Raw genomic sequence first — 26,437 nt, forward strand, 5'->3', positions numbered from 1 at the left:
AGAGCGTGCACCATTTGACGCACCAGAACCTTCACGAGCCGGGGAGATGCGGGCGGATGCGGGAAGACCCGGGCGGATTCTCCGAGGTCACGGCGCCGACGCAGGTCAGAGGGTGTGCCGCATCGGGTTCAAGTCAGCCCCCGCCGGTGCCGTCGTCGGCCGGCGCCGTGGGAGCGGGGCGTACCAGCGCGCTGCCCAGCGTGGCCAGTCTCCGGCGCAGTTCCGGATCGTGGGCCGGCTCCGGCGCCCGGGGCGGCCCGGGCAGGGCCGACCGGAGGGCGAGCGATCCGGGGAGGCCCGCGCGGGCCGCGTGTGCCAGGGCGTCCATGTAGCTCCCGGCCCGGGCGCCGTCGTCGGGGGCGGGAGGCACGGGGCCGCCGAGCACGGTCCAGGCCAGCAGGCGGCGCACCGCCAGCACGGCCGGCCACAGCCGGTCCGCCGTGCCGGTCGTGCGGATCTCCTCGGCGGGCACGGCGGCGTGCATGTCCCACAGTTCCGCCATCCGCTGCCAGGAGGCCCCCTCGGAGGCGGACCGGACCGTTCCCGTCCGCAGGCGTTCCTGTACGGCGGCTCCCGTCGCCGCCACGGCGTTCGCCACCGCCGCGCACACCCGGCGCCGTGGCACCCCGCGCACCAGCAGGGCGGCGGCCACGCCGAGGATGAGTCCGAGGGTCAGGTCGAGGAGCCGGAAGGCGGCGAGTGTGCCCAGCCCGGTGGAGGTGGCGGCATCGACCAGGAGCAACGCGACCGGCGTGTTCAGCAGGGTGCGTACGAGGAGGGCGCCGGGGGGAACGCCGCGCGAAACCGCGTGCGCGACGGTGGCCACGACGACGGTCACCCACGTACCCGGCTGGTAGGAGTGGAAGACGAGAGCGGCGACCGCCACCCCGGCCACGGTCCCGACGAGCCGGGCCTGCGCGCGCCGCGCGGGCTGCTGACCCGGCCCGCCCTGGAGGGCGGCGGCCGCGCCCACGGCCACCCACGCCGGGTGCAGGAGCGGAAGTACGGTGCCCAGTACGGTGCCCACCGCGACGGCGAGGCCGACCCTGAGGGCGACCGGCAGGGCGGGGGAGGAGCGGGACAGTACGCGGCGCAGCTCCGCGGCCACGCTCTTGCGTGGTGGAAGCGGCACGGGCCAGAGCTCCCGCGCGGCCTCCAGGAGCTCCCGGGGCGTGTCCCGGCCGCTGGGGCCGGCTGCTCCGGTGTCCGTTCGGGTGTCCGTCGGGGTGCCCGCTCCGGTGTCCGTTTCGGCGGCCGTTCCGGTGTTCGTTCGGGTGTTCGCTTCGGGGGTAGCTCGGGTGTCCGAGTCGGCGGGGCAGGGTCCCGGCACCCGGCCCGCCGCGATGTCCGTGGCCGCGGCGCGGAGCCACGCGGTCCGTTCGGCCGGGAGCGGGGTGCCGCCCCGTTCCACCGCGTTCTGTACGGCGTCGAGCAGGACTTCCAGCCTGGCCATGAGGGCGTAGAGCAGCATCCGCCGCGGCGCGGGCGCTTCCCGCCGGCCTCCTCGGGCGTCGTCGAGCGCCGCCCACGCGCCGTGCACGGCCACATAGGCACTCCGCCCGGCGGCGGCGAGGTCACCCGGTGGGCTTGGGCCTCCCGCCCCTGGCCCGGCCCCGGCCCCGGCCCCGGCCCCGGTCCCGGTCCGCGCGTCCGCGAACGCCGCGACCGACCGGAAGGCGGCGGACACCGCCCGCTCCTCGGGCCCGTACGGTCCGGCCGGCCACCCCGACATGCCGGCCACCCAGGACACGGCGGCGCCGATGGCGAGGCAGCCCGCCCGGACCGCCGTGTCCGCGAGGCCGGCCGGCGGCAGGAAGGCCCCCATGGCGGCGACCAGGATGACGAAGTAGCTGCCCGGTCCGCTCAGACGCAGGGTGCGGACGAACAGGGTGGCCGCGACGGCGACGACGGTGAGGACCCCCACCATCGCCCACCTGTCTCCCGCGGCCAGGGATCCCGCGACGAAGGCCACGACGAACGCCGCCGAAAGGCCGGCGAGCAGCGGGCCCCGGCGGGGGTAGGGGTCGCGGGTGCCGTAGGCGTCGACGTAGCAGCCCATCGCGGTGAAGATCCCGTGGTGGACCCCGGCGACCGCCGTGACCGTGCCGAAGGAGAGACCGAAGGCCAGCATCGACCGCGCCGCGCGCCCCCGGTCGAGTCGGGGCAGTCGGGACCGCCACCCGTGCGCCGTCCGGGTGACGGCCGGGATCACCACAGGGCCTGGGCGACCGCCATGCCCGCGAACGACAGACCGAGGCCGAGGGCGACCGTCACGAACACGTAGCCGGCGGCGCCGGCGACGTGCCGGGCGCCGGCCATGGAGTGGACCTCGTTGGAGAACGTCGACCAGGTGGACAGGGCACCGCAGAAGCCCGTGGACAGCAGGGCCTGCCCGGACCGGCCGAGCGCTCCCTCGGTGCCCGCCTCGACGAGAAAGCCCAGCAGCAGGGCAGCGGCCATGTTGGCGAGGAACGTGCCCCAGTGGAAGGCGGACCGCAGGTGCTCCCGGGCCGCCGTTCCGATCAGATAGCGGGCCGGCGCGCCGACCGCTCCGCCCGCCAGGACCAGCAGCCAGTCGGTCATCGGGAACCACCGTCCTGCCGGGCCCGCGCGCTCCGGGGGCGCGTCAGCAGCAGGCGGGCCAGGAGCACGCCCAGGACGACCGCGGCCAGGGCTCCCGCCACCGTCAGCAGGAGGTTGCCCACGGCGGCGCCCGGCTGGTCGTTCTCGAACAGCCGCCGGGTGTCGTCGGTGTAGGACGAGAACGTGGTGAAGCCGCCGAGGACGCCCGTGCCGAGCAGGGGGTTCAGCAGGCGGGGCGCACGGGTGAACCGCTCCTTGAGCGCGACGGTGAGCACTCCCATGAGGAAGCAGCCGACCACGTTGATCAGCAGGGTCGTCCAGGGGAAGGCGGCCTCGCCGGTCCGCCACAGCAGGGCGGCGTCACTGCCGTTGGGCCACAGGCGGGAGGCGCCGTGGCGCAGGAGGGCGCCGACCGCTCCGCCCACCGCCACCGCGGCGACCACGGGCCCCGTCGAGCCGCCCGCGTGATCCGGATGACGGTGGAGGTGCATATCGCCAAAAAGATGCATATCGTCACACTAGCTGGCGATCGATCAAGCGGCTCCGCGCGGAACGACGACAGCCTCGCACCCGGTCGACGGCCCTTCAGGGGCCAAGTCGTGACGGACCGTGAAGGAGTCAGCGTGGCCTCTCAGCCACTTGGGAACGCCCCCGAGTCACCGTCGGCGTCGGGTCCGGTGGCGCCATCGCACTCGTGGAAGGAGACGGCGCTCGGCGCGCTGCGCGGCGTGGGCCAGGTGGACTTCCAGGCGAGCGTATGGGCCTCGCTGGTGATCCTCGTGGCCCTCTGGGTGGCGGGCTGGGAGATCGGCCTCTTCGCCACCATCGGAGCGGTGGTCTCCACGCTGACCGCACGGCTTCTCGCCGTACCGCACGACTCCGTCGTACAGGGGCTGATGACCTACTGCGGCGTGCTGGGCGGCATCGCCATGGTGGTGTACCTCGGCCACCACCCCTCGACCTACGTCATGGCCGTGAGCGCGGCCGTGATGTGCACCCTGGTGACCGCCGCCCTCGGCAACCTGCTGCGTCCCTTCGGGCTGAAGGCCTTCACCGGGCCGTTCTGCCTGGTCTCCCTGGTGATGGTCCTGGGCGCCCCCTCCTTCGAGCGCGTCTGGCACGGAACCCCCGAGTCGGCGGTCACCCCCGCCACTCCCAAGAGCCCCGACGTCAGCTGGACGGACCTGTGGCAGGGCTTCTTCTCGAACATCTCCCAGATCTTCTTCGTCGAGACCTGGTACGTCGGCCTGATCATGCTGGTCGGTCTCTTCCTCGCCGGGTGGCGGGTGGGGCTGTTCACCGTGCTGGGCAGCGTCGTCGGGATCCTCACGGCATGGGCGCTCGGCGCCCCGGCCGCACTGATCGGCGAGGGGATCTACGGCTACAACGCGGTCCTGACGAGCCTCGCGTTCGGCGTCGTCCTGCTGCGCCCCACCCCCTGGAACCACGCCTACACGGTGCTGGCCGCCGCCGCCAGCACCGGCCTGACGGCCTCCCTGTCGGTGCTGTTCGAGGACTTCGGCAGTCACACCTTCACCTGGCCGTTCAACATCACCACCTGGGCGCTGCTGGCGGCCGTGCCCGTCCTGTCACGCATCACCGTGCGCGCCGACGACTCCTGAGACCCGGCCCGCCCACGACCGCGTCGCGCGTACGCGTGACCGAGGAAGGCAGTCCCCATGAACCTGGCCCCCCGAGAGATCGACAAGCTGATCGTCTACGTCGTGGCGGACCTGGCCCGCAAACGCCGGGACCGCGGTCTCCAGCTCAACTACAGCGAGTCGGTGGCGCTCATCACCGAGGCCATCCTCGAAGCCGCCAGGGACGGCAAGTCCGTCGCCGACTGCATGGAACTGGGCCGGCAGGTGGTCGGCGAGGCACAGACCATGCCGGGCGTGCGGGAGATGCTGCCGCTGCTCCAGGTGGAGGCGACCTTCGACGACGGCAACAAGCTCGTCTCCTGTCACGACCCGGTCGGCGGCTGATCCGTGCGCACGGGTGAGGTGGTCGCCGTCCGCGGTCACGAGAGCGGCGGCGGGCACGCCCTACGCGGTCTGCTGGATCCCCGGGTGGCCCTCGTGACCGGTGGCCGCGAGCTGTTCCGGCGCGTCCGCCTCTCGCGCGCCCGCGGCGAACCCGTCTGCGTGGTGCCGATGACCCTGGGCCGCGACCCGGAGTTGGTCGCCGACGCCGCCCGCACCCTGCTGGGCCTGTCCGCGCACGAACGCGCCGGGACCGTGCTGGCCGAGCCCTTCGGCACCGCGGAGCACCTGACCGGCTGGCTCCGGGCGGCGGCCACGCGGGTGCCCGGGACCAGCGCGCTCCTGGTCACCGCTCCGTCCGGCGACCCCTTCGTCGACGCGGACCTCTTCCGGATCGCGCGTCTGGTGCGGCAGTACGGGCGGCACCGCACGGTCGAGGTGGCCCTCACCGGAGGCGATCCGGACCCGGCCGAAGGCGTACGGCGCTGCCGTGCCCTCGGCGCGGAGCGCGTCGTCCTGCTCCCGGCCGCCTGGGAGACCCCGCGGGTGCCGGACCCCGGACACTGCGAGCCCGGCGGGCCACTCCTGACGGCGTCCGCGGTGGCGGGCGTACTCCGTGCGCGTGTCGACGCGGCCTGGCACCGACGTGAGGCACACGCCGACGACGGCCTGTCCCGAGGCCTCACCGCGGCGGACGCCCACGGGCACTCCCACAGCCACGGTCCGGGCGGCCACAGTCACGGGCCGGGCGGCCACAGCCATGATCCGGGCGATCACGCCCACACCCATGACGGCCGGGATGCCCACGGTCCGGGCGATCATGCCCACTCCCATGACGGCCGGGATGCCCATGGTCCGGGCGATCACGCCCACTCCCACGGCGGGCGCGACGCCCAGGGCCCGTCCGGTGTCCCGGCCACCGCCTCCCCGGCCACCGCCTCCCCGGCCATCGCCACCCCTGTCCTCTCATCCAGCAGGAGCCTTCGATGACACTCCCCCCTCGATACCAGTACGGCGACGACCCGATCGAGATCAACGTCGGCCGGCGGACCCTCAAGGTCACGGTCCGCAACACCGGCGACCGGGCGGTCCAGGTCGGTTCGGACTACCACTTCTTCGAGGCGAACTCCGCCCTCGAGTTCGACCGGAACGCCACGCTCGGCATGCACCTCAACATCGCCGCCGGCACCGCCGTCCGCTTCGAGCCCGGCGGCACCCGTGAGGTCGAGCTGTGCGCCTACGCGGGCACCGGGCGCCTCACCGGCTTCAGCGGCCTTCTCAACGGCAGTGTCAAGTCGCACCCCGCCCGGGTGGAGGCCGTCGGCCGGGCGCTGCAACGCGGGTTCCGGGGAGCGGGCGGCGCGGCCGATGCGGAGCAGGAGGGCGGCCCGAGGCGGAAGGGCGGCCGGCAGGAGGAGGGCGGCCCGGACAACGGCGGCGCCAAGAAGTCCAAGAAGAAGGGATCCCACTGACATGCCGACCCTTTCCCGCAAGCAGTACGCCGACCTGTTCGGTCCCACGGTGGGCGACCGGTTCCGGCTGGCCGACACCAACCTCGTCGTCGAGGTCGAGAAGGACGTCCGCGAGGGCTCGTACGGCGACGAGGTGGTCTACGGCGGCGGCAAGACCATGCGTGACGGCATGGCCTCGGACCCGCAGGCCACCGCCGCGCAGGGCGCCCTCGACCTCGTCATCACCAACGTCGTGGTCATGGATCCGGTGATCGGCGTGGTCAAGTGCGACATCGGCGTCAAGGACGGGTTCATCGCGGGCATCGGCAAGTCCGGCAACCCGCAGACGCAGGACGCCGTCGACCCCCGGCTCGTCGTCGGCACCGGCACGGAGGTCATCGCCGGCGAGCACCTGATCGCCACCGCCGGGGCGTTGGACTCGCACGTCCACTTCATCTCGCCCCAGCAGTGCCAGCAGGCGCTCAGCAACGGCATCACCACCCTCTTCGGCGGCGGCACCGGGCCGACGGACGGGACCAACGGCACGACCTGCACGCCCGGCCCCTACAACATGGCCCGCATGCTGGAGGCGGCCGAGGACCTGCCGGTCAACATCGGCATCATGGCCAAGGGCAACGGCAGCCTCCCCGCCGCGCTGGACGAGCAGATCGAGGCGGGCGCCGCCGCGCTCAAGGTCCACGAGGACTGGGGCGCCACCCCCGCCGTCATCGACAACGCGCTCGCCGTCGCCGACCGCCACGACGTCCAGGTCGCCATCCACACCGACACCCTCAACGAGGGCGGCTTCTTCGAGGACACCCGGTCCGCGATCGACGGCCGCACGATCCACACCTTCCACAGCGAGGGCGCGGGCGGCGGCCACGCCCCCGACATCCTGCGGGTCACCGGCGAGCCGAACGTCCTGCCGTCCTCCACCAACCCGACGCTGCCGTACACGAAGAACTCCGTGGACGAACTGCTCGACATGGTGATGGTGTGCCACCACCTCAGTCACGACATCCCCGAGGACGTGTCCTTCGCCGACAGCCGGGTGCGGGCGGAGACCATCGCCGCCGAGACGGTCCTGCACGACCGGGGCATCATCAGCATGATCTCGTCCGACTCCCAGGCCATGGGCCGGATCGGCGAGTCCGTCACCCGCGCCTTCCAGATCGCGCACGTGTGCAAGGAGGCCTTCGGCCCGCTGCCCGAGGACTCCGACCGCAACGACAACCAGCGCGTCCTGCGCTACCTGGCCAAGGCCACCATCAACCCGGCCATCGCCTGCGGCGTATCGGACTACGTCGGATCGCTGGAGGCGGGCAAGCTGGCGGACATCGTGCTGTGGCCGATGCACTCCTTCGGGGCCAAGCCCAAGATGGTCATCAAGGGCGGCATCGTCTCCTGGGCGCAGATGGGCGACCCGAACGCCTCGCTGCCCACCCCGCAGCCCGTCTACTACCGGCCGTCCTTCGGCCAGGTCGGACGCGCCATGCAGTCGACGCACGTCACCTTCATGTCCCAGGCCGGCATCGCGGCCGGGGTGCCCGAGAAGCTCGGGCTGGAGCGGCAGGTCCTTCCGGTGCTCAAGACCCGCACGATCGGCAAGCACAACATGGTCCGCAACGACGTCCTGCCGGAGATCGAGGTGGACCCGGAGACGTACAAGGTCACGGTGGACGGCAAGGTCGCGACCATCGAACCGGCCCAGAAGCTGCCTCTCAACCAGCTGTTCTTCCTGACCTGACCGCCCCCATGTACCGCGACGAGAAGGAAGCGGCTGCCCTCGGGACGCCGGACACGCGCCTGGTGCACGACCTGCCGCACACACCGGGCCACGAACCGCCGCACACACCGGGCCACGACCTGAGGCATCTCCTCGTCAGCCTCCAGCTGACCGACTCGGCGTTCCCCAGCGGGTTCTACACCCTGTCCCACAGCCTGGAGGGCTTCGTACAGCAGGGCGCGGTCGATCAGGACTCCCTCGCCGTGCTGCTCCACGACGTCCTGCGGCACGGCGTCGGCCCCTCCGACGCCACCGCGCTGGCCCTGGCCCACCGGGCCGCCGCGGCGGACGACTGGGACACGGTGGCCGCGACGGACCGCCGGCTGCACGCGACGAAGCTGGGCCGCGAGATGCGGCAGGCGGCGACCCGTACCGGGCGCCAGCTGCTGGACCTCGCCGCCGAGGTGTTCGGCACGCCCGGCATCAGCCGCTACCACCGAACGGTGACGGACCGCCTGGCCCCCGGTACCCAGGCCGTCGCCGCGGGGGTCGTGTACGCGGCGACCGGGGTGCCGGTGCGGCAGGCCGTCGCCGCCGACCTGTTCGCGTTCTGCGCCAGCTTCACCGGAGCGGCGCTGAGGCTGAGGCTGACCGACCACCGGCTGGCCCAGGGCCTGCTGCGGCGGACGGCCCCGGTGATCGAGGAGACCACCCGCGAGGCACTGGCCCGCGGCCCCGGCGACCTCGGGGCGACCACCTTCGCGGCCGACGTCATGTCGGCCCGTCACGAGCGGGCGGAAGCCCGTCTGTTCGCCAGCTGACCGCCGGCGGTCTCCATCCGCCGGCCGCGACGGCCGGCGACCGAAGGAAGAAGAGAGAGGAAGAGGAATGCGAGACAACGTACTGCGCGTGGGGATCGGCGGACCCGTCGGATCGGGGAAGACCGCCCTCATCGAGGCCCTCGTCCCGATCCTGATCCAGCAGGGCCACCGGCCCGCCGTGATCACCAACGACATCTACACCCAGGAGGACGCCCAGCACATCCGCCGCACGCTCGACGGCGTGCTGGACGGCGACCGCGTGGTGGGCGTCGAGACGGGTGCCTGCCCGCACACCGCCGTCCGCGACGACCCGACGATGAACCTGGCGGCGGGCGCGGAGATGCTGGAACGCTGCCCCGACGTCGACGTCCTCCTCTACGAGAGCGGCGGCGACAACCTGACGCTCACCTTCAGCCCGGCCCTGGTCGACGTGTTCGTCTTCGTCCTGGACACCGCCGAGGGGGAGAAGATGCCGCGCAAGCGGGGGCCGGGCATCACCGACTCCGACCTGCTGGTCATCAACAAGATCGACATCGCCCAGTACGTGCGGACCGACATCGGCGTCATGGAGTCCGACGCCCACCGGGTGCGCGGTGACGGGCCGGTGGTGCTCACCGACTGCCTGACCGGCAAGGGCGTCGACGAGGTCCTCGCCTTCCTCGAGTCCCGGCGCAAGGTCCTGATCTGACATGCCGGCCGTCCGCGACCGCCTCGCGCCGGAGCACTACGAGCCCGTCCGGATCCCACCGGAGCTGTCGGCCTTCTCGGCCGCGCCCGAGACGCTCGGCCCGGGCTCACCGGCCAAGGTCGGCATCCTCGACCTGGGGTTCGTCCGCCGGGGCGAGCGCACCGAGCTGGTCGAGCGGTACCAGAAGTCGCCGCTGGAGATCATGCGTCCGCTCTACGTCGACCCGGCGCTGCCCGGCATGGCCTTCACCTACGTGATGGCCACGGGCGGCGGCGTCGCCCAGGCCGACCGCTACCGCCAGGACCTGCGGTGCGGTCCGGGCACCCAGGCGCTCTTCACCACACAGGCGGCCACCAAGCTCTACCGGATGGAGCAGGACTACGCGACGCAGGTGGTCCGCCTGACCGCCGCCGAGGGCTCCTACGTCGAGTACCTGCCCGACCCGCTGATCCCCTTCCAGGGGGCGCGGTTCCACCAGAACGTCGTGCTCACCGTCGACGAGGACGCCACGGTCGTCTACGGCGAGACGGTCACCGCGGGCCGGATCGCCCGCGGCGAGCGCCACGCCTACACCGCCCTCACCGGTGACCTGGAGATCCGCCGGCCCGACGGCACCCTGCTGGCCGTGGACACGCTGCGGCTCGTGCCCGAGCGGCACGGCGGGGTGAACGGCCCGGGGGTCTTCGCCGGGCACGACCACGTCGCCTCCCTGTTCGTGGTGAGCGGCCGGTGCCCCGCCACGGAGATCGCCGACGCCCTGCACGAGTCCCTGGCGGACCGTGAGGTGCTGCACGGGGCGAGTGTCCTCCCGGACGACTGCGGGGCCTGGGTGCGCGTTCTCGGCCACGAGGAGCCCCGGGTCACCGACGCCGTCCGGGCCGCGTGGGACGCCGTACGCCGGCTGCTCACCGGCCATCCCGCACCTGACCTGCGTAAAGCGTGAGCCGTAAACCGTAGTCCGACAGCCGACAGCCGACAGCCGACAGCCGACAGCCGCGCCCCGCCTCCGCCCTCGCCTCCGCCCCCGCGTCCAGGAGACCATGTCCGTGATCACCGCGCCCGCCCCCATGCCGCCCGCCTACGACTCCGGCGACACCGCCTGGATGCTGGCTGCGGCGGCCATGGTGCTGCTGATGACCCCCGCCCTCGCCTTCTTCTACGGCGGCATGGTCCGCACCAAGCACATCCTGGTGATGCTCAAGATGAGCTTCGCCTCGCTGTGCTTCGTGACCATCCTCTGGTACATCGTCGGGTACTCACTCGCCTTCGGCCCGGACGTCGGAGGCGCCGGCCTCATCGGGAACCTCGACCACGCCTTCCTGCGCGGCATCGATCCGAACACCCTGTCCGGGTCCATCCCGACCTACGTGTACGCCACCTTCCAGATGGGCTTCGCCATCGTCACGGTGGCGCTGATCAGCGGTTCCATCGCCGGCCGGGTCAAGATGCGGGGGTGGCTGGTCTTCTCGGCGCTGTGGCTGCTGATCGTGTACGTGCCGATCGCGCACTGGGTCTTCGACACGGAGAACGGCTGGATCACCCAACACCTGGGCGCGCTGGACTTCGCCGGCGGCCTGCCGGTGGAGCTCAACTCCGGCATCGCCGGGCTGGCCGCCGCCCTGGTCATCCGAGGACCGGCGGACTTCCGGCGCAAGGAGCCGAGGCCCAACAACATCCCCCTGGTCATGATCGGTGTGGCGCTGCTCTGGTTCGGCTGGCTGGCCTTCAACGCCGGGTCGGCCGTCCGCGACACCGGCACCGCCGCCACGGCCTTCATCAACACCCAGCTCGGCGCGGCCGGCGCGATGGTCACCTGGCCGCTGGTGGAGTACTGGCGTACCCGGCGGGTCACCATGATGGGCGTGGGCTCGGCGGCCGTGGCCGGCATGGTGGCCATCACCCCGGCCTGCGGCGAGATCGACCCCACCGGCGCGCTGGTGACCGGACTCGTCGCCGGCGCCGTCTGCGCGTACGCCATCACCCTGAAGTACCGGCTGAACGTCGACGACACCCTCGACGTGGTCGGTGTGCACGGCGCGGGCGGCCTGGTCGGCCTGATCATGGTCGGCCTGTTCGCCACGGCCGAGGTCAGCGGCAAGAAGGGTCTCTTCTACGGGGGCGGCGGCTCCCTGCTCTGGAAGCAGATCGTCGCCATCCTCGCCGTGGCCGCGTTCTCCTTCGTCCTGACCTGGATCCTCGCCAAGCTCGTGGACGTCGTCGTCGGTTTCGCCGACGAGGAGACGTACGACGCCGTACCGGGTGAGGACGAGGAACGCGCCTACGACTTCCGCACCGCCGAACGCCTGGACGCCCTCGCGGGCGGCGACCGGGGCCCCGACCGGGAGACACTGGCCGAGATCCAGCGGCTGCTGCGGGACCGCCGGGAGGGCTGAGGGGACCGGGCGCCGGCGGTGCGACCCCGGAGGCCGCCGCCGGCCCGTCCCTCGCATGTCCCTGGCGTCACACGATCTTCGAGGACGCGTCGCGGACCCGTTGACAGCCGCGCGCGGTGGACCGAAACTCTGCGCAGCGACGGTGAAAGAAATTTCACCACGCGAACAACAGGGCGCGGTGAGTGAAGCTCACCGCCCACCGTGACGGCAACGACGCCAATCGAAGGGAACGACCGATGCGCACCACCGTCGGCATCATCGGGGCCGGCCCCGCCGGACTCCTCCTCGCCCGGCTGCTCCACAACGCCGGGATCGACTCGGTCGTCCTGGAGAGCCGCGACCGTGCCTACGTCGAGCGGCGGCAGCGCGCCGGAATCCTGGAGCAGGGCACCGTGGACGTCCTGCGCGCGGCCGGGGCCGGGGAGCGGATGGACCGCGAGGGCCTGCCCCACGACGGCATCGAGCTGAGGTTCGCCAAGCGGCGCCACCGCGTCGACTTCCCCGCGCTCACCGGCGGCAGGTCCGTCATGGTCTACGCCCAGACCGAGGTCTGCAAGGACCTCATCGCCCTCCAGCTGAAGGACGGCGGACCGCTGCTGTTCGAGGCCGAGGCGCTGGCCGTGGAGGGCGCGGAGACCGACCACCCGCGCGTCCGCTTCCGGCGTGGCGGCGCCGAGGGCGCGGAGGGCACGGAGGAGGTCCTGGAATGCGACTACGTCGTCGGCTGCGACGGCTTCTGGGGCGTGGCCCGGGCGGCGGTCCCGGCCGGACCGGTCCGCATCTTCGAACGGACATACCCCTTCGGCTGGCTCGGCATCCTCGCCGACGTCGCCCCCTCGCACGACGAACTGGTCTACGCCCGCCACGACCGCGGCTTCGCCCTGCTCTCCATGCGCTCCCCGTCCGTCTCCCGCCTCTACCTCCAGGTGCCCGCCGACACGGACGCCGAGAGCTGGAGCGACGAGGAGATCTGGGCCGAGCTGGAACGCCGCTTCGAGACCGACGACGACTGGGTCCTGCACCGGGGCCCGATCACCCAGAAGTCCGTCACCCCCATGCGCTCCTACGTCCACGAGCCCATGCGGCACGGCCGCCTCTTCCTGGCCGGCGACGCCGCGCACATCGTGCCGCCCACCGGTGCCAAGGGCCTCAACCTCGCCGTCGGGGACGTCGTCACCTTCGCCCGCGCGCTGGCCCACCGCACGGAGACCGGCTCCGACGACCTCCTCGACGCCTACTCCGAGACCTGCCTGCGCCGCGTCTGGCAGGCCGAGCGCTTCTCGTACGACATGACGACCCTCCTGCACCGCGCCCCCGACGCCACCCCCTTCGAGAACCGGCTCCAGCTCGCCCGGCTCGACCGGATCGCCTCCTCCCGCGCCGCCGAGACCGACCTGGCCGAGGCCTACACCGGTTTCCCGATCGGGTGAACGGGCACCCGGCCGCCCGCCTGCCCCGCCGGTGAGGGGAATCACGGATCCGCGTAGCGTGTTGTCCGGCAGGAGCAGGGAAAGATCCTCCCCAAGCAGTAGGGTCATTCCTTTGCCGTTCTATTACTCTTGAGCCAAGGCTGCGTCGTGTGGCCATGGAGGAGTGAAATGAGGAGCAGAAACCCGGTCTTCTCGCGACGGGGGTTCAGCCGCGACAACGGCTACGCGGGCTTCAACGCCGCGCCGCAGGCCGGGGGCCCCGCCGTCGCCACGCAGGGCAACCCGTACGCGCAGGGCGCTCCGTACGCCCAGCCCGCCGGCAACCCCTACGCGCAGAACCCGTACGCCCAGCAGGACCAGCAGTACGGCGCGCCGCCGCAGGCGCCGGCCACCACCGGCCGCATGACGATGGACGACGTCGTCATCCGGACGGCGAGCACGCTCGGCGTGCTCGTGGTGACGGCCGCGCTCGCCTGGGCGCTGCTGCCCGTGGACGACGCCAACATCGGCCGTTCCATCGGTGTCGGTGTCGGTGCCGCGCTCGTCGGCATGGTCCTGGCGCTCGTCCAGTCCTTCAAGCGCAAGGCCTCGCCGGCGCTGATCCTGACGTACGCGGCGTTCGAGGGTGTCTTCCTCGGCGTCATCTCCAGCGTCGTCGACAACCGCATCGCCGACGGCGCGGCCATGCAGGCCGTGATCGGCACGATGGCGGTCTTCGCCGGTGTGCTGATCGCGTACAAGGCCGGCTGGATCCGCGTCAACCGCCGTTTCTACGGCTTCGTGATGGCGGCCGCGCTCGGCTTCGTCTTCCTGATGATGGTGAACCTGCTGTTCGCCGTCTTCGGCGGCGGTGACGGCCTCGGCTTCCGCAGTGGCACCCTCGGTGTCGTCTTCGGCATCGTCGGCGTCATCCTCGGCGCCTGCTTCCTGGCCATGGACTTCAAGCAGGTCGAGGACGGCCTGGCCTACGGCGCCCCGCGCGAGGAGGCCTGGCTCGCCGCCTTCGGTCTCACGCTGACGCTGGTGTGGCTGTACCTGGAGTTCCTGCGGCTGATCGCGATCCTGAACAGCAACGACTAGCGACGTCCGCCGCTGACCGGCGACGGTCGGTGACGGCCGGCACACGAAGGGCCCCGGGCTTCGAGCCCGGGGCCCTTCGTCGTCGTCAGGCAGGCCGGCGCTTCTAGCGCAGCTTGCGCGCGGCCCTTCTCAGGTCGTACTCGTGGATGATCGCCTTCGCGTGGCCGTACGCGAGGTCGTGTTCGTGACGGAGCCAGCTGACCTTCTCCTCGAAGCGGAAGAGGGAGGGGCCGTCCTCGACGGCGCGCAGCCAGTCGGAGATCTCACGACCGGTGCACTGGGGGATGCGGGCGAGCATGTTGCGATGGGTCTCCTCGGAGAAGACGTGGGACATCGGCGCCTCCGGGCGAAAGGGTATGTAAGCCGGTCCTTCAGGTCACCGTGCCTGAGCGTTTGCCCGTTGGCAACAGTCCCGGAGGGGCGCGTACGCTCGCGCCGTGGTTGATACGACGCCTTTGACCCGAGCCGTGGACGACTTCGCCGACCGGTTGCGGGCCGCCCCGCAGAGCAGGCTGCAACGCGGGGCCGCCGCCGAGGCGCTGGAGCTGGCCAGGGAGCTGGCCCGGCGCGCCCAGCTCGTGGAGGAACCGGGGACGGAGCCGCGCGAGATGCCGGACGCGGGGATGTTCGCCGCCGCCGACCAGATCGTCGTCGCCGCGCACGATCTGGCCCTCGTACTGACGGACGAGGGTCAGGTGGAACAGGCGGTGGGGCTGGTGGAGGAGGCCCGCAAGCGGGCCGGGGTCTGATCGCCCCCGACCACCGGCGTGACCAGAGGCGTGACCGGCGTGACTAGAGGGACGCGATGACGCGGTCCGCCAGGATGTACACGTTCTCCTCGCCGCAGGCGAAGGTCAGCGTGTAGGCGCCGGAGATCCCCGAACCGCCGAGCAGGTACGGCGTCCTGCCCGCGCCCAGCGCGGCGGCCAGGCGCTCCGCGGTCTCGCGGTGTCCCGGGGTCATGCACAGGGTGGTGCCGTCGGCGAAGACGTACACGTCCAGCGTGCCCAGCGGGCCCGGACGGACGTCCGCCAGCGCGACGCTCGACTCGGCCAGTTCCTCGAGGGTGGCGACGGTGCGCTCGTGGTCGCCCACGGCCGGTGCCGGGTTCGGTACGAAGTCCGGGTGCGAGGGGTGCCGGCGGCGGGCGGCGGCCAGCTCGGCGGACTCCCTGGGGCCCGCGTCCACCGCGTCCACCGCGTCCACCGCGGACGGTTCGCCGGTGTCCGTACCGGGCTCCGCCACCGGCTCCAGGCCCACGAGGTCGGCCTGGCGGGGCAGGAACAGCTCGCTGTCGGACAGGCCGAGCAGCAGGGGCGCGTCCGAGGCGTCCCGGGAGTCCTGGGCCGCCCAGAAGGCCCGCGCCTCGGCGAGCTCCCGCTCGCGCTCCTCGGCGAGCGCCTCCGCGACGGCGGCGCGTATCTCCTCGGCGTCCGCGCCGCCGCGGGCGGCGGGTACCCGGCCCCGCGTCGACGCGGCGCGGCTCTCGGCCAGCTCGGCGCGCAGCGCCGCCACCTGGCGGCGCAGCACCAGAATGCTGCGCAGGACGGCGACGCCCACGGCGCCGGTGGCGGCCGTGGTGAGCAGCAGGGCGATCGGCATGGCGCTCACTGACGTACTCCCGGTTCAAAGTCGACCCCCGACTTCCTACATCAGCTTGAAGGGAGGACTAACCGTCTGTCAGTGCGTAACGTCACGAAACGGACAGGACTTTGGGCCTGGACGGTGGGGGTGTGGCTGGTCTGACCTGCGTAAATCAAGGGGTCTGGAGAGGTAGGTCACATCCTGGGGCAGATTGGGTCACAAAACGGCCCGGAACCCTGGGGCGAGCGGGGTTCCGGGCCGTGGTGTCACGGGGGGTCCGCAGGGGACTACTGACGGTCCCTCGGTGATGTCAGCTCAGGCGCTCGATGACCATGGCCATGCCCTGGCCGCCGCCGACACACATGGTCTCCAGGCCGAACTGCTTGTCGTGCCACTGGAGGGAGTTGATGAGCGTGCCGGTGATGCGGGCGCCGGTCATGCCGAAGGGGTGGCCGACGGCGATGGCGCCGCCGTTGACGTTCAGCTTCTCCAGCGGGATGCCCAGCTCGCGGTAGGAGGGGATGACCTGCGCGGCGAACGCCTCGTTGATCTCGGCCAGGTCGATGTCGTCGATGGTCAGCCCGGCGCGGGACAGCGCCTGCTTGCTCGCCTCGACCGGGCCCAGGCCCATGATCTCGGGGGAGAGGCCGGAGACGCCGGTGGAGACGATGCGGGCGAGCGGGGTCAGGCCCAGCTCACGGGCCTTGGTGTCGCTCATGATCACGAGGGCGGCGGCGCCGTCGTTGAGCGGGCAGCAGTTGCCGGCGGTGACCAGGCCGTCGGGACGGAAGACGGGCTTGAGGCCCTGGACGCCCTCCAGGGTGACGCCGGCGCGGGGGCCGTCGTCCTTGGAGACCACCGTGCCGTCCGGCAGCGTGACCGGGGTGATCTCGCGCTCCCAGAAGCCGTTCTTGATGGCCTCCTCGGCGAGGTTCTGCGAGCGGACGCCGAACTCGTCCATGTCCTGCCGGGTGACGCCCTTGGCGCGGGCGAGGTTCTCGGCGGTCTGGCCCATCGCGATGTACGGGTCGGGGACGAGGCCGTCCTCGCGCGGGTCGTGCCAGGTGGTGCCCTCCTGCTGGGCGACCTCGGCGGTGCGCGCCTCGGCCTCGGCGAAGAGGGGGTTGCGGGTGTCCGGCAGGCTGTCGGAGTTGCCCTTGGCGAACCGGGAGACCATCTCGACGCCGGCCGAGATGAAGACGTCGCCCTCGCCGGCCTTGATGGCGTGCAGGGCCATGCGGGAGGTCTGCAGGGACGAGGAGCAGTACCGGGTGACGGTGCAGCCGGGCAGGTGGTCCATGCCCATCTCGACGGCGACGATCCGGCCGAGGTTGTTGCCCTGCTCGCCGCCGGGCAGGCCGCAGCCGAGCATCAGGTCGTCGATGTCCCGGGGGTCCAGCTCGGGGACCTTGGCGAGGGCGGCCTGGATGATCGTGGCGGCGATGTCGTCGGGGCGCAGGTCCTTGAGGGAGCCCTTGAAGGCGCGGCCGATGGGGGAGCGGGCGGCTGAGACGATCACGGCTTCGGGCATCACGGCTCCAGTGGCATGAGAAGGGGCGGCTGCTGGGGAAGTTACCCGGACGTATGGCCTGGGTCACGGGTGCGGGGGTGTGACATGGACCGCAACTTTCTAAGCGCTTGCTTTTGCCCCGGCGCTCGGGCGGTCCCGTATGCGGAGGTTGTGCGCGGGGCGCTCAGGGCGGCGCTCAGGGCGGGTGCTTGCGGTAGACGCTGAGGGCGGGTGTTCCTGGGGGGTGCGCCCCCAGGACCCGCTTCGGTCCGGACGGCCTCGTCCTCAGACGCCGGACGGGCTGGTGGGTTCCGTCTCCGCCACCCGGCGCCGCCGCCGGCGCTTGAGCAGCGCCCAAGGCCCCCGCGGCCCCGTGGGCATCGCCGCCGCGACCTCCGTGCCCGCCTCCGACGCGGCCTCGGCCGCCGCCCGCGCCACCGGCAGGAAGCCCTCGCGGCGCAGCGCGTCGGGACGCTCCTCGTCGGCCGGCCACAGGCCGAGCGCGGCGCACACCGACGGCAGTACCGCCATCGCGGCCGTGGCGTACCCCTCGGCGGAGGGGTGGTAGTTGTCGGGGCCGAACAGCTCCCGCGGGTTCTGCGCGAACTCCGGCCCCAGCAGATCACCCAGTGAGACCGTGCGCCCGCCCTGCTCCACCGCGCCGATCGTCTGCGCCGCCGCCAGCTGCCGCGAGGCCCGCCGGGCCACCCAGCGCAGCGGCTGCCGCACCCGCTCGATGGTGCCCAGGTCCGGACAGGTGCCGACGACCACCTCCGCGCCGGCCGTGCGCAGCCGCCGTACCGCCCCCGACAGGTACCGGACCGAACGGGTGGGCGGCATCCGGTGCGTGACGTCGTTCGCCCCGATCATGATCACGCAGATGTCGGGCACCAGGCCCGGATCCGCGAGCACCAGCGCCACCTGCCGGTCCAGGTCGTCCGAACAGGCCCCCGGCGCCGCGACCGACCCCAGCTCCACCGGCCGCTCCGCCACCGCCGCGAGCCCCGACGCCAGCAGCGCCCCCGGCGTCTGCCCGGCCCGGCGCACACCCTGCCCGGCCGCCGTGGAGTCGCCCAGCATCATCAGCCGCAGGGGCGGCCCACCGACGGTCGGCAGCGAGTCGCCGTACAGCCCCCGCGCGTTCGGCACCCGTTCGGGTCCGCCGACACCCACCCGGCGCCTGGCCAGCTGCACCTCCGCCAGCAGCAGACCGACCGTGGCCGCACCGGCCAGCCCGATGCCGCCGCCGCCGTACGCCGCGCCGGCCGCGATCCGCCGGGCCACCCTCGCCCTCGACATACTCGTCATACGTCGCCGCCACCTCCTCCAACCCGTACACCCAGTGCTTGCCCCGTACGGACGGTCGCCCAATCTCAACGGGGTGTGAACGACCGTCACGGGGTAGGGAGCGGGCCGGCGGGACGTCGGCTTGCCCGGCGGATTCCCGCCGCCAGGCCATAGGCTGGCCGAACCGATAACGACCACCTCTTTTGCAGCATCCGGAGACCACGGTGCATTTCCACGACTCGATGATCAGCCTCGTCGGCAACACCCCGCTGGTGCGGCTCAACAGCGTGACCAAGGGCATCAGGGCGACCGTCCTGGCCAAGGTGGAGTACTTCAACCCGGGCGGCTCCGTGAAGGACCGCATCGCCCTGCGCATGATCGAGGCCGCGGAGGAGAGCGGAGCCCTGCGGCCCGGCGGCACGATCGTCGAGCCGACCAGCGGCAACACGGGCGTGGGCCTCGCGATCGTGGCCCAGCAGAAGGGCTACAAGTGCATCTTCGTCTGCCCTGACAAGGTGTCCACCGACAAGATCAACGTGCTGCGCGCGTACGGCGCCGAGGTGGTCGTCTGCCCGACGGCCGTCGACCCCGAGCACCCGGACTCCTACTACAACGTCTCCGACCGCCTGGTCCGCGAGACGCCGGACGCCTGGAAGCCGGACCAGTACTCCAACCCGCACAACCCGCTCTCCCACTACCACTCGACCGGCCCCGAGCTGTGGGAGCAGACGGAAGGGAAGATCACCCACTTCGTCACCGGCGTCGGCACCGGCGGCACCATCTCCGGCACCGGCCGGTACCTGAAGGAGATCAGCGACGGCGCGGTCAGGGTGGTTGGCGCCGACCCCGAGGGCTCGGTGTACTCCGGCGGCTCCGGACGCCCCTACCTCGTCGAGGGCGTCGGCGAGGACTTCTGGCCGACGGCGTACGACCGGGACGTCGCCGACGAGATCGTCGCCGTATCTGACAAGGACTCCTTCCAGATGACCCGCCGCCTCGCCAAGGAGGAGGGCCTGCTGGTGGGCGGCTCCTGCGGCATGGCCGTCGTCGCGGCGCTGCGCGTCGCCGAGCGGCTCGGCGAGGACGACGTGGTCGTCGTACTCCTCCCGGACAGCGGGCGCGGCTACCTCAGCAAGATCTTCAACGACGAGTGGATGGCCGACTACGGCTTCCTGGAGGACGCCGGACCCAGCGCGCGCGTCGCCGACGTCCTGAACCACAAGGAGGGCGGCCACATCCCCTCCCTCGTCCACATGCACCCGGACGAGACGGTCGGCGAGGCCATCGAGGTGCTGCGCGAGTACGGCGTCTCGCAGATGCCGATCGTCAAGCCCGGCGCCGGCCACCCGGACGTGATGGCCGCCGAGGTCGTCGGCTCGGTCGTGGAACGCGAGCTGCTGGACGCCCTGTTCGCCAAGCGCGCCTCGCTGGAGGACCCGCTGGAGAAGCACGTGTCGGCCCCGCTGCCGCAGGTCGGCTCCGGCGAGCCGGTCGCGGACCTGATGTCGGTGCTCGGTACGGCGGACGCGGCGATCGTCCTCGTCGAGGGCAAGCCGACCGGTGTGGTGAGCCGTCAGGACCTGCTGTCCTTCCTCGCCAAGAGCGGGAAGTAGCGGGAAGCGGCGGGAAACGAGGGACGTGGCCGGAGAAGTGGCGGGGCTGCGGGGACCCGCGGTGAACGCCGGGTGAACCCACCGTTGTGCCACCGGCGTCGAGGCACCCGACGATCTTCGCGGACTTCGCGGAAGTGGTACGCGCACGTCACGTCGGCGCAGCACACGCTTAACACGGGCCCGGCAGAGTAGCGGTTGTCGGCAGGGGAGGCGAGGGTGCCTCCCAGGCGTTCAGCACTGGGAAGGGCTCCCCGCCCCGCCGGCACCGAACGGCGTCAAGGACCTTCCGGAGCGGCTCCCGGACCTCCAAGGACGCCACGGACGCGCCGCCCCGGCCGTGAGGCCCGGCACCGCGCGTCCACCGCGGGGACCGCCATCGTCCCGCCCCCCAGCGATGGGGGTGCGGCGGTCCCCGCGCGGTCTTCTCCCGCGCCCGCCTCAGTTCTCCCAGGCGTCGTCCCTGTCGGCGCGGCGGCGTCGCCCGAAGAGGCCGGGGTTGGTCCGGGCCACCTGGACGACGTTGACCCCGACGATTCCGGCCCAGGCGACCAGCAGCCCGGGGAGGTCGCCGACGCCGCCGCCGATCGCGGACAGCGGGATCGCCAGGACCAGCGACACGATGCCGAAGCCGAAGCGCTCGCCGAAGGAGTCCATGGGCTTCGGCGAACGGCTGTCCCGGGCCGCCGTCATCTGCTGCTCGGCGAGCTGCCGGCGCACCCGGCGCTCCACCGTTCCGTCGATGCGCTGGTCGACCTTCTCCAGGAACGAGTCGACCAGCGCGGCCTCGTACTCCTCGCCCAGCTCCCTGCGGGTCTGCAGGGTGGCGTCGAGTTCCTTCTTCAGGTCGGTCTCCCGCCCGTCCATTCCCGTCATGCCCCCAACGTAGGCAGACAGGACTCGGGAGACACTGGGGCCAACCCCCCTATCGGCCCGGGGGCTGGCGGTCCTGCCCGTCACCCGCCACTGGCCACCACCGACGTCCGAGGCCCCGCGCCCGCGCCCGGCCTTCCCCCTGCCGCCCGCCATCCGACCCGTCGAAGCCCTCCGGCGCTGAGCGGCCGGGCTACTCCCCGCACATCTTCTCGTCGGCGCGGGACTGGTCGACGTCCACCTTCTTCGGTGGGGCGACGGGGACGCCGGCCTCCTTGAAGTCGGGGCCGAGGGTGAGCGTCATCGGCTCCGTGTCAGCGGCGTCCGTCGTGCCGGGCTTCAGGGCCGAGGCGGGCAGGCCCATCAGGTCGGCGAGCTTGCGGGCCTGATCGGCCTGGTTCGGGGCGTACTCCAGCCGCGTCTTGTCGACGTCGGCCGGGGCGTTGCCCTTGTTCGTGGCCCTGGGCACCCCCTCGCTGGTCTGCAGCCATGCCAGGGTGTCCTGCGCGGCACCCTGCGGTCCGCCGCCGTTGAGGACGTCGACGCGTATGCCGGACGCTTCGGCGCGCGGCCCCTTGAGGAGTGCGGCCTGCTTGTCCTTGGCGTCCTTCTCCTTCTTCTTCACTTCGGTGAAGGAGACGTCGTTCTGCAGCATGCTGAAGACCTTCGGGGCCTTGACCGGGTCCAGGACGACGGTGACGGGTACGGGCTCGGCCGGGTTGTCCTTCACCGGCACGGTCATCAGGGTGATGTTCTTCAGGTTGATCTTGCTGAGTCCCTTGGCGAGGGTGAGCAGCTTGCTGGGGCTTCCTATGGCCTTGTCCACGGTGAGGGAGTCGGTGGCCGCGTCGGCGATGTCGAGCATCTTCGACGGGCTGTCCAGTGTGCCCTTGAGCTGGCGGATCATCGACGCGACGAACTTCTGCTGCATCTCGATCCGGTCCAGGTCGCTCTCGTTCTTCAGGCCGTGCCGGTTGCGGAGGAAGGAGAGCGCGTCCTCACCCTCGAGCGTGCTCGGCCCCTTCGGCAGATCGAGTCCGGAGCCGCCCTCCAGGTCCTTGATGGGCTTCTCCAGGCACACCTCGACGCCGCCGACCGCGGTGGACAGCGTCTTGACCGCGTTGAAGTCGAACATCATGAAGTGGTCGACCTCGAGGCCGGTGATCTGCTCGACCGTGAGCATGGTGCAGCCCGGGTCACGGCCGTTCACGCCGAAGGACTCGTTGAACTTGGTGGGGACCGTCGAGCCGGGGATGTCCTTGGCCGAACCGTCGGGCTGCTTGGCCGTGCAGTCCGGGATCATGATCATGAGGTCGCGTGGAATGCTCATCACGGTCGCGTTGCTCCGGTCCTCGGCCACGTGGAAGAGGAGCGTCGTGTCGGCGTGGCCGGTGACGTTGTCCCGGTTGCCGTATTTCTCGTTGCCCTCGCCGGTGCGGACGTCGTTGCCGATGATCAGGATGTTGACCGGCCCGTCCTTCAGGACCGTGTCACTGCCCACGTCACCGATGTCGACGGTGTCGATGTTGCCGTCGAGGCGGTCGTACCAGTAGTAGGCGAAAGCCGAACCGCCGACGAGGACCAGGCCGAGGGCGCCTCCCGTCCACATCAGCGCCTTCTTCTTGGCGCTCTTCTTCTGCTTGCGCTTGCGGCGGCCGGAGTTGCTCCCGTGGTCCGGAGCGGGGGCGGAAGCGGGGGCGGGGGTGGGAGCGGCGCGGCGGCCGCGCTGGCGGGGGACGCGGCCCGGGCCGGGGCCGGTGGAACCGGCGTGGGGGGCGCTGCGGGGGCGGGGCGTCTCGGGCTGCTCCGGGGAACTGTCCAGCCGCAGTTCGTAATCGCCGGTTTCAGGATTGAGTAACCACTGGTCGGCAGGATCGGTCCCGTCCGCCTGCCCACGACTCTGCCCGTCCATGATGGTTCCAGTCCTCCGTCGGATACCCGTGCGGGCCGCCTGTTCTCAAGGCGCTCTTTTGTTCGACGCGTTAGGCTATCCGGCTCGTGCGGATGCGGTGACGACTGTGACGGAACCAAGAAGAACGAACTGGGCGGTGACCTCCGCCCGTCGTGACGCGTGAACAGCGCGATTCCGCGTTCGCCTGTATAACGGCATGCAGGCTTTGCGACGGGTGAATAGGCCGAGGGGCCGAGGGGAGAGTCACGTCATGAGCGGCACCGAGAGCCCTGCCGCGCGCCTCCAGGCGCTCTTCGAGGGGCACCGGCTGACGCCGACCCAGCGACGCATCGCGCACAGCATGGTGCGGCGGGCCGCCGACGTGCCCTTCCTGTCGAGCGTGGAACTGGCCGAGCTGGCCGGAGTCAGCCAGCCGTCCGTGACCCGCTTCGCCGTCGCCCTCGGCTTCGACGGGTACCCGGCGCTGCGCCGCCATCTGCGCGAGGTCGCCCCCGCGGAAGCGGCGGCGGACACCGGCTCGCTCAACGAGTACCAGCAGGCCGTGGCGGCCGAGATCGAGAACCTGCGCCACCTGGCGGAGGCGCTGGCCGACCCCGGACCGGTGCGGGAGGCGGGCCGGACCCTCGCCGCCAGCCGGCCCCTGCCGGTCCTCGGGCTGCGGGCGGCGGCTGCCCAGGCGCACGGCTTCGCCTACTTCGCCGCCAAGGTCCACCCGGACGTGCGGCTGCTGGGCGAGGGCGGCACGATGCTCCACGACCGCATCGACGCCGCGGTCCGGGCGGGCGCGACGGCCCTGCTCTGCTTCGCCCTTCCCCGCCATCCGCGCGAGGTCGTCGACGCGCTCGCCCACGCCAAGGAGGCGGGGCTCACGGTGGTGACCGTCGCCGACTCGGCCTTCGCGCCGGTCGCCAAGATCTCCGACCTGCTGCTGCCCGCCGCCGTCGGCACCGGCCTCGCCTTCGACACCGCCTGCGCGCCGATGCTGCTCGGCCGGGCGCTGCTCGAGGTCATGTGCGACGACCTGCCGGACGCCCAGGCCCGGCTGGAGGAGTTCGACACCAAGGCGGCGGCGCGGGGCCTCTTCGTGGACTGAGGCGAGGTGCCGGCCCAGGCGGCCCGCCCCTTCTTCTCAGACTCGTCTCACCTTCTCCCGTTAGCCTGCCTCGCCGCACACCCTTCAGACGCATTGCGGAAGCAGAACGGAAGAGGAGGCCGGACGTGGCGCGCGGAGGACAGGGACTGGCTCGGGTCGCCGTCGTCGTACGGGCGGGGGCGGCACCGCTGTGGTGGCTGGGCGTATTCGCGACGGGCATCGGGGTGCTGGTGCCGGGACTGACCGGTCGCCGGATCGGCGTCCTGGCGGGCGCCGCGCTGTTCATCCTCGCGGCGGCGGTCGTCGCGCCCGTGCGGCGCGGGCGGTACACGGCCCTGGCCCGCTCGGCCGCCCACGCCGGCAAGCACGACGTACTCCAGGACCGCGGGGTGACCCTGCGCAACTGGCGCCGGGGCCACCGCTGGTGGCTGCTCCTCGCCTTCCTCGCCGCCCTGGGCAGCGCCTTCGCCGTGCCCGCCGCCGCCGGGCTGCTGATGGCGGGCTGCGGCGCCGGACTGTGGCTGAAGTCCGCCTGGATCGGCCGCCGTGAACAGGCCGAGGACGCCCTCCTGTGGGTCCGCGTCGACTGGCTCGCCCACGGTGCCGGCCGCCCGGCGGGCAAGGCCGTCCGCGCCTACCGCGGCACCGGCATCGCGGCGGGCGACGCCGCGCCGGGCGGGGCGAGGCGGAAGACGGCGGTGCCGGTGTGACGCGGAGGGTGCCGGTGCGGGGGCGGGTGCGGGGGCGGGTGCCGGTGCGAGGGCGGGCGCGGGGGCGGGTGCCGGTGCGAGGGCCGGCGCGTCGTGGCTGGCCGCGTGGTTCCCCGCGCCCCTGGGGCGTCACCTCGGCCGCGTCATGACCCGGACGGGGACGTCAGCGCGTCCGCGTGCGCCCCGCCCGCCTCCGCCACGATCTCCGCCACCGACTGGGCCTCCCGCACGGTCGCGAAGGCGACGTTGCCAGAACCGTCCGCTGCGAACCCGTACACCCCCGGACGCGCGAGCGAGTTGTACGCGTAGTGGTGCGCGAAGTAGTACGCCCCCGTGTCCAGCGCCGCCGCGTAGTCCCCCTGCTCCAGCAACGGCATGGCCCGGCCCACGGCCAGCAGGTCCCCCGCGAAGCACGCCGGCCCCGCCACGTCCTGCACCACGTCCGGCCCCTCCTTCGGCGACCCCTCGCCGTCGTACGCGGAGATCCGCAGCGGCCACGCCTCCGGCGTGTACACCGTCCGCGTCGCGACCTGCACGCCCGCGTGCGTCACCGCGACCGGCCGCCCCCCGGCGCTCTTGGCGTACTCCACGCGCGCCACCACCGTGCCGTGCTTGGCCAGCAGTGACCGCCCGAACTCGGTGACCAGCCCGTACCGCCCGTCGAACAGGCCCGGCACCACCTCGCGCAGCACACGCGCGTACTCGGCGTACGTCGGTGTGGTCTCGTCCGACGCGAAGTTCACCGGCAGCCCACCGCCGATGTCGAGCGTGTCCACCTGCCGGCGTCCGGCCCGCTCGTTGATCTCCTCGGCGAGCGCGTACGTCGCGGCCACGCCCTCGGCCATCAGGGCCAGGGGGATGCCCTGGGAACCGGTGTGCGCGTGCAGCCGGGTCAGCCACGGCCGGTCCAGATATGCCCGCACCACCCACTCGCGCGCCCCCTCGTCGCGCAGCGCCACCCCGAACTTCGAGGTGGCCGTCGCCGTCGACAGCGCCTCGATGGAGCCCCCGCCGACCTGGGGGTTGACCCGCATGCCGAGCGGGGAGGCGCTCGCCCCCTCGGCCATCAGGGCGTCGACGCGCTCCAGCTCCTGCGGGTTGTCCGCGTTGACGGCGATGCCCAGGGCCAGCGCCTCCCGCAGTTCGCCCGGCGTCTTGGCGGGCGAGTCCAGCACCGTCCGCTCCGACGGCACCCCCGCCGCCCGTGCCAGCGCGAGCTCGCCCGGGCTCGCGACCTCCGCGCCGATGCCCTCCCCGTGCAGCAGCCGCAGCACGGGGACCAGCGGGGTCGCCTTGACCGCGAAGGCGTGCAGTACGGACGTCCCGGGCGCCGTCACCGCCTCGAACGCCGCCCGCAGCTCCGCCGCCGACTCCCGTATCCCGGCCACGTCCAGCAGCCCGACGATCGGGGCGTCGGGCCCGAGCAGCCCCTGCTCCACGGCCGCCCGCACGGCCTCGTCCCGCCGGGCCGCCCGCACGGCCCGCTCCCGCCGCGCGACTTCCTCAGGCCGCGCGCCCGTGTCGCCGAGGCCACCGCTGACACCCGTGCTCGTTCCGTCGCTCACGCGACCCTCCGTCCCTCGTTGCCTGCCGGTACGTCTCGCTGCCTGCCCCACACATCCAGCCAAACACCCGCGACGCGTCCGCGCCGGGACACGAGACGTATTGACTAGCTCTATTCACAAGACGAGTATGTGAATATCC

At 72.4% G+C, this 26,437-nt stretch carries 25 protein-coding genes; 15 read left to right on the forward strand and 10 right to left on the reverse strand.

Going from position 1 to position 26,437, the window contains the following annotated elements; genetic code table 11:
* Window positions 1-133: 133 nt before the first annotated feature.
* The 3 genes from QC283_RS18755 to QC283_RS18765 form a co-directional block, all read right to left on the reverse strand.
* Window positions 134-2,131: an FUSC family protein gene (locus QC283_RS18755; protein WP_279562705.1), complete on the reverse strand. Its 1,998-nt coding sequence runs from the start codon at window positions 2,129-2,131 to the stop codon at window positions 134-136.
* A 77-nt stretch (window positions 2,132-2,208) separates the two neighbouring features.
* A complete protein-coding gene (locus QC283_RS18760) occupies window positions 2,209-2,583 on the reverse strand; it encodes a fluoride efflux transporter FluC (RefSeq protein ID WP_279562706.1) in 375 nt (124 codons plus the stop codon).
* Window positions 2,580-3,092 carry a fluoride efflux transporter FluC gene (locus QC283_RS18765; RefSeq protein ID WP_443032635.1) on the reverse strand — a complete coding sequence of 171 codons (513 nt, stop codon included), beginning with the start codon at window positions 3,090-3,092 and terminating at the stop codon, window positions 2,580-2,582. The genes QC283_RS18760 and QC283_RS18765 overlap by 4 nt, the downstream gene beginning before the upstream one ends.
* Before the next feature lie 114 nt (window positions 3,093-3,206).
* Between QC283_RS18765 and QC283_RS18770 the strand changes: the two genes are divergently transcribed.
* The 11 genes from QC283_RS18770 to QC283_RS18820 all read left to right on the forward strand — a co-directional run bounded on the left by QC283_RS18770 (window position 3,207) and on the right by QC283_RS18820 (window position 14,154).
* Window positions 3,207-4,205 carry an urea transporter gene (locus tag QC283_RS18770; RefSeq protein WP_279562707.1) on the forward strand — a complete coding sequence of 333 codons (999 nt, stop codon included), beginning with the start codon at window positions 3,207-3,209 and terminating at the stop codon, window positions 4,203-4,205.
* Between the two features lie 57 nt (window positions 4,206-4,262).
* The gene (locus QC283_RS18775) at window positions 4,263-4,568 is read left to right on the forward strand and encodes an urease subunit gamma (protein WP_279562708.1); all 306 of its coding nucleotides are present in this window, start codon (window positions 4,263-4,265) and stop codon (window positions 4,566-4,568) included.
* Window positions 4,569-4,571: 3 nt separating this feature from the next.
* Window positions 4,572-5,555, forward strand: a complete 984-nt coding sequence (locus QC283_RS18780) for a sirohydrochlorin chelatase (RefSeq protein ID WP_279562709.1) — start codon at window positions 4,572-4,574, stop codon at window positions 5,553-5,555.
* The gene (locus QC283_RS18785; RefSeq protein WP_279562710.1) at window positions 5,552-6,037 is read left to right on the forward strand and encodes an urease subunit beta; all 486 of its coding nucleotides are present in this window, start codon (window positions 5,552-5,554) and stop codon (window positions 6,035-6,037) included. The genes QC283_RS18780 and QC283_RS18785 overlap by 4 nt, the downstream gene beginning before the upstream one ends.
* Before the next feature lies 1 nt (window position 6,038).
* Window positions 6,039-7,763 (forward strand): urease subunit alpha, encoded by a 1,725-nt coding sequence (gene ureC / locus QC283_RS18790; protein ID WP_279562711.1) that lies wholly within the window; start codon window positions 6,039-6,041, stop codon window positions 7,761-7,763.
* An 8-nt stretch (window positions 7,764-7,771) separates the two neighbouring features.
* A complete protein-coding gene (locus QC283_RS18795) occupies window positions 7,772-8,563 on the forward strand; it encodes an urease accessory protein UreF (RefSeq protein ID WP_279562712.1) in 792 nt (263 codons plus the stop codon).
* Window positions 8,564-8,630: 67 nt separating this feature from the next.
* Complete coding sequence (gene ureG, locus QC283_RS18800) at window positions 8,631-9,251, forward strand: urease accessory protein UreG (protein WP_279562713.1); 621 nt, start codon at window positions 8,631-8,633, stop codon at window positions 9,249-9,251.
* A 1-nt stretch (window position 9,252) separates the two neighbouring features.
* The gene (locus tag QC283_RS18805) at window positions 9,253-10,194 is read left to right on the forward strand and encodes an urease accessory protein UreD (protein ID WP_279562714.1); all 942 of its coding nucleotides are present in this window, start codon (window positions 9,253-9,255) and stop codon (window positions 10,192-10,194) included.
* 97 nt (window positions 10,195-10,291) lie between these two features.
* On the forward strand, window positions 10,292-11,644 hold the full coding sequence (locus QC283_RS18810) for an ammonium transporter (RefSeq protein ID WP_443032636.1): 1,353 nt from the start codon (window positions 10,292-10,294) through the stop codon (window positions 11,642-11,644).
* 236 nt (window positions 11,645-11,880) lie between these two features.
* Window positions 11,881-13,074 carry a 4-hydroxybenzoate 3-monooxygenase gene (locus QC283_RS18815; RefSeq protein ID WP_279562715.1) on the forward strand — a complete coding sequence of 398 codons (1,194 nt, stop codon included), beginning with the start codon at window positions 11,881-11,883 and terminating at the stop codon, window positions 13,072-13,074.
* A gap of 168 nt (window positions 13,075-13,242) precedes the next feature.
* The gene (locus tag QC283_RS18820) at window positions 13,243-14,154 is read left to right on the forward strand and encodes a Bax inhibitor-1/YccA family protein (RefSeq protein WP_279562716.1); all 912 of its coding nucleotides are present in this window, start codon (window positions 13,243-13,245) and stop codon (window positions 14,152-14,154) included.
* 103 nt (window positions 14,155-14,257) lie between these two features.
* Here QC283_RS18820 and QC283_RS18825 read toward each other — a convergent pair whose 3' ends face one another.
* Entirely contained in the window at window positions 14,258-14,488 is a 231-nt protein-coding gene (locus QC283_RS18825; RefSeq protein WP_279562717.1) for a DUF4287 domain-containing protein, read from the reverse strand.
* A gap of 133 nt (window positions 14,489-14,621) precedes the next feature.
* Here QC283_RS18825 and QC283_RS18830 point away from each other — a divergent pair, with 133 nt between their 5' ends.
* The gene (locus tag QC283_RS18830) at window positions 14,622-14,903 is read left to right on the forward strand and encodes a hypothetical protein (RefSeq protein WP_279562788.1); all 282 of its coding nucleotides are present in this window, start codon (window positions 14,622-14,624) and stop codon (window positions 14,901-14,903) included.
* Window positions 14,904-14,946: 43 nt separating this feature from the next.
* Here the strand turns inward: QC283_RS18830 and QC283_RS18835 are convergent, their stop codons facing one another.
* The 3 genes from QC283_RS18835 to QC283_RS18845 form a co-directional block, all read right to left on the reverse strand.
* Window positions 14,947-15,765 (reverse strand): hypothetical protein, encoded by an 819-nt coding sequence (locus QC283_RS18835; RefSeq protein ID WP_279562718.1) that lies wholly within the window; start codon window positions 15,763-15,765, stop codon window positions 14,947-14,949.
* A gap of 283 nt (window positions 15,766-16,048) precedes the next feature.
* Entirely contained in the window at window positions 16,049-17,269 is a 1,221-nt protein-coding gene (locus tag QC283_RS18840; RefSeq protein ID WP_279562719.1) for an acetyl-CoA C-acetyltransferase, read from the reverse strand.
* A 264-nt stretch (window positions 17,270-17,533) separates the two neighbouring features.
* A complete protein-coding gene (locus QC283_RS18845) occupies window positions 17,534-18,556 on the reverse strand; it encodes an SGNH/GDSL hydrolase family protein (RefSeq protein WP_279562720.1) in 1,023 nt (340 codons plus the stop codon).
* 203 nt (window positions 18,557-18,759) lie between these two features.
* Here QC283_RS18845 and QC283_RS18850 point away from each other — a divergent pair, with 203 nt between their 5' ends.
* A complete protein-coding gene (locus QC283_RS18850) occupies window positions 18,760-20,148 on the forward strand; it encodes a cystathionine beta-synthase (RefSeq protein ID WP_279562721.1) in 1,389 nt (462 codons plus the stop codon).
* 438 nt (window positions 20,149-20,586) lie between these two features.
* Here the strand turns inward: QC283_RS18850 and QC283_RS18855 are convergent, their stop codons facing one another.
* Together QC283_RS18855 and QC283_RS18860 are read right to left on the reverse strand one after the other, a co-directional pair.
* The gene (locus QC283_RS18855; RefSeq protein WP_279562722.1) at window positions 20,587-21,021 is read right to left on the reverse strand and encodes a hypothetical protein; all 435 of its coding nucleotides are present in this window, start codon (window positions 21,019-21,021) and stop codon (window positions 20,587-20,589) included.
* Between the two features lie 190 nt (window positions 21,022-21,211).
* Entirely contained in the window at window positions 21,212-22,930 is a 1,719-nt protein-coding gene (locus QC283_RS18860; protein WP_279562723.1) for an LCP family protein, read from the reverse strand.
* A 250-nt stretch (window positions 22,931-23,180) separates the two neighbouring features.
* Between QC283_RS18860 and QC283_RS18865 the strand changes: the two genes are divergently transcribed.
* Window positions 23,181-24,023 carry a MurR/RpiR family transcriptional regulator gene (locus tag QC283_RS18865; RefSeq protein WP_279562724.1) on the forward strand — a complete coding sequence of 281 codons (843 nt, stop codon included), beginning with the start codon at window positions 23,181-23,183 and terminating at the stop codon, window positions 24,021-24,023.
* A 125-nt stretch (window positions 24,024-24,148) separates the two neighbouring features.
* Window positions 24,149-24,733 (forward strand): hypothetical protein, encoded by a 585-nt coding sequence (locus QC283_RS18870; RefSeq protein WP_279562725.1) that lies wholly within the window; start codon window positions 24,149-24,151, stop codon window positions 24,731-24,733.
* A 143-nt stretch (window positions 24,734-24,876) separates the two neighbouring features.
* Here the strand turns inward: QC283_RS18870 and QC283_RS18875 are convergent, their stop codons facing one another.
* Window positions 24,877-26,211 carry a diaminopimelate decarboxylase gene (locus QC283_RS18875; RefSeq protein WP_279562789.1) on the reverse strand — a complete coding sequence of 445 codons (1,335 nt, stop codon included), beginning with the start codon at window positions 26,209-26,211 and terminating at the stop codon, window positions 24,877-24,879.
* Between the last annotated feature and the right edge of the window lie 226 nt (window positions 26,212-26,437).

Origin of the sequence: Streptomyces sp. DH41 (assembly GCF_029813785.1) — a bacterium.
Lineage (GTDB): Bacteria > Actinomycetota > Actinomycetes > Streptomycetales > Streptomycetaceae > Streptomyces.

Excerpts from the sequence above, each read along its gene's own strand:
- QC283_RS18755 (WP_279562705.1), bottom strand. The coding sequence starts at position 2,131 with ATGCTGGCCTTCGGTCTCTCCTTCGGCACGGTCACGGCGGTCGCCGGG.
- QC283_RS18760 (WP_279562706.1), bottom strand. The coding sequence starts at position 2,583 with ATGACCGACTGGCTGCTGGTCCTGGCGGGCGGAGCGGTCGGCGCGCCG.
- QC283_RS18765 (WP_443032635.1), bottom strand. The coding sequence starts at position 3,092 with ATGCATCTTTTTGGCGATATGCACCTCCACCGTCATCCGGATCACGCG.
- QC283_RS18775 (WP_279562708.1), top strand. The coding sequence starts at position 4,263 with ATGAACCTGGCCCCCCGAGAGATCGACAAGCTGATCGTCTACGTCGTG.
- QC283_RS18785 (WP_279562710.1), top strand. The coding sequence starts at position 5,552 with ATGACACTCCCCCCTCGATACCAGTACGGCGACGACCCGATCGAGATC.
- ureC (WP_279562711.1), top strand. The coding sequence starts at position 6,039 with ATGCCGACCCTTTCCCGCAAGCAGTACGCCGACCTGTTCGGTCCCACG.
- QC283_RS18795 (WP_279562712.1), top strand. The coding sequence starts at position 7,772 with ATGTACCGCGACGAGAAGGAAGCGGCTGCCCTCGGGACGCCGGACACG.
- ureG (WP_279562713.1), top strand. The coding sequence starts at position 8,631 with ATGCGAGACAACGTACTGCGCGTGGGGATCGGCGGACCCGTCGGATCG.
- QC283_RS18805 (WP_279562714.1), top strand. The coding sequence starts at position 9,253 with ATGCCGGCCGTCCGCGACCGCCTCGCGCCGGAGCACTACGAGCCCGTC.
- QC283_RS18810 (WP_443032636.1), top strand. The coding sequence starts at position 10,292 with ATGTCCGTGATCACCGCGCCCGCCCCCATGCCGCCCGCCTACGACTCC.
- QC283_RS18815 (WP_279562715.1), top strand. The coding sequence starts at position 11,881 with ATGCGCACCACCGTCGGCATCATCGGGGCCGGCCCCGCCGGACTCCTC.
- QC283_RS18820 (WP_279562716.1), top strand. The coding sequence starts at position 13,243 with ATGAGGAGCAGAAACCCGGTCTTCTCGCGACGGGGGTTCAGCCGCGAC.
- QC283_RS18825 (WP_279562717.1), bottom strand. The coding sequence starts at position 14,488 with ATGTCCCACGTCTTCTCCGAGGAGACCCATCGCAACATGCTCGCCCGC.
- QC283_RS18840 (WP_279562719.1), bottom strand. The coding sequence starts at position 17,269 with ATGCCCGAAGCCGTGATCGTCTCAGCCGCCCGCTCCCCCATCGGCCGC.
- QC283_RS18845 (WP_279562720.1), bottom strand. The coding sequence starts at position 18,556 with ATGACGAGTATGTCGAGGGCGAGGGTGGCCCGGCGGATCGCGGCCGGC.
- QC283_RS18855 (WP_279562722.1), bottom strand. The coding sequence starts at position 21,021 with ATGACGGGAATGGACGGGCGGGAGACCGACCTGAAGAAGGAACTCGAC.
- QC283_RS18860 (WP_279562723.1), bottom strand. The coding sequence starts at position 22,930 with ATGGACGGGCAGAGTCGTGGGCAGGCGGACGGGACCGATCCTGCCGAC.
- QC283_RS18865 (WP_279562724.1), top strand. The coding sequence starts at position 23,181 with ATGAGCGGCACCGAGAGCCCTGCCGCGCGCCTCCAGGCGCTCTTCGAG.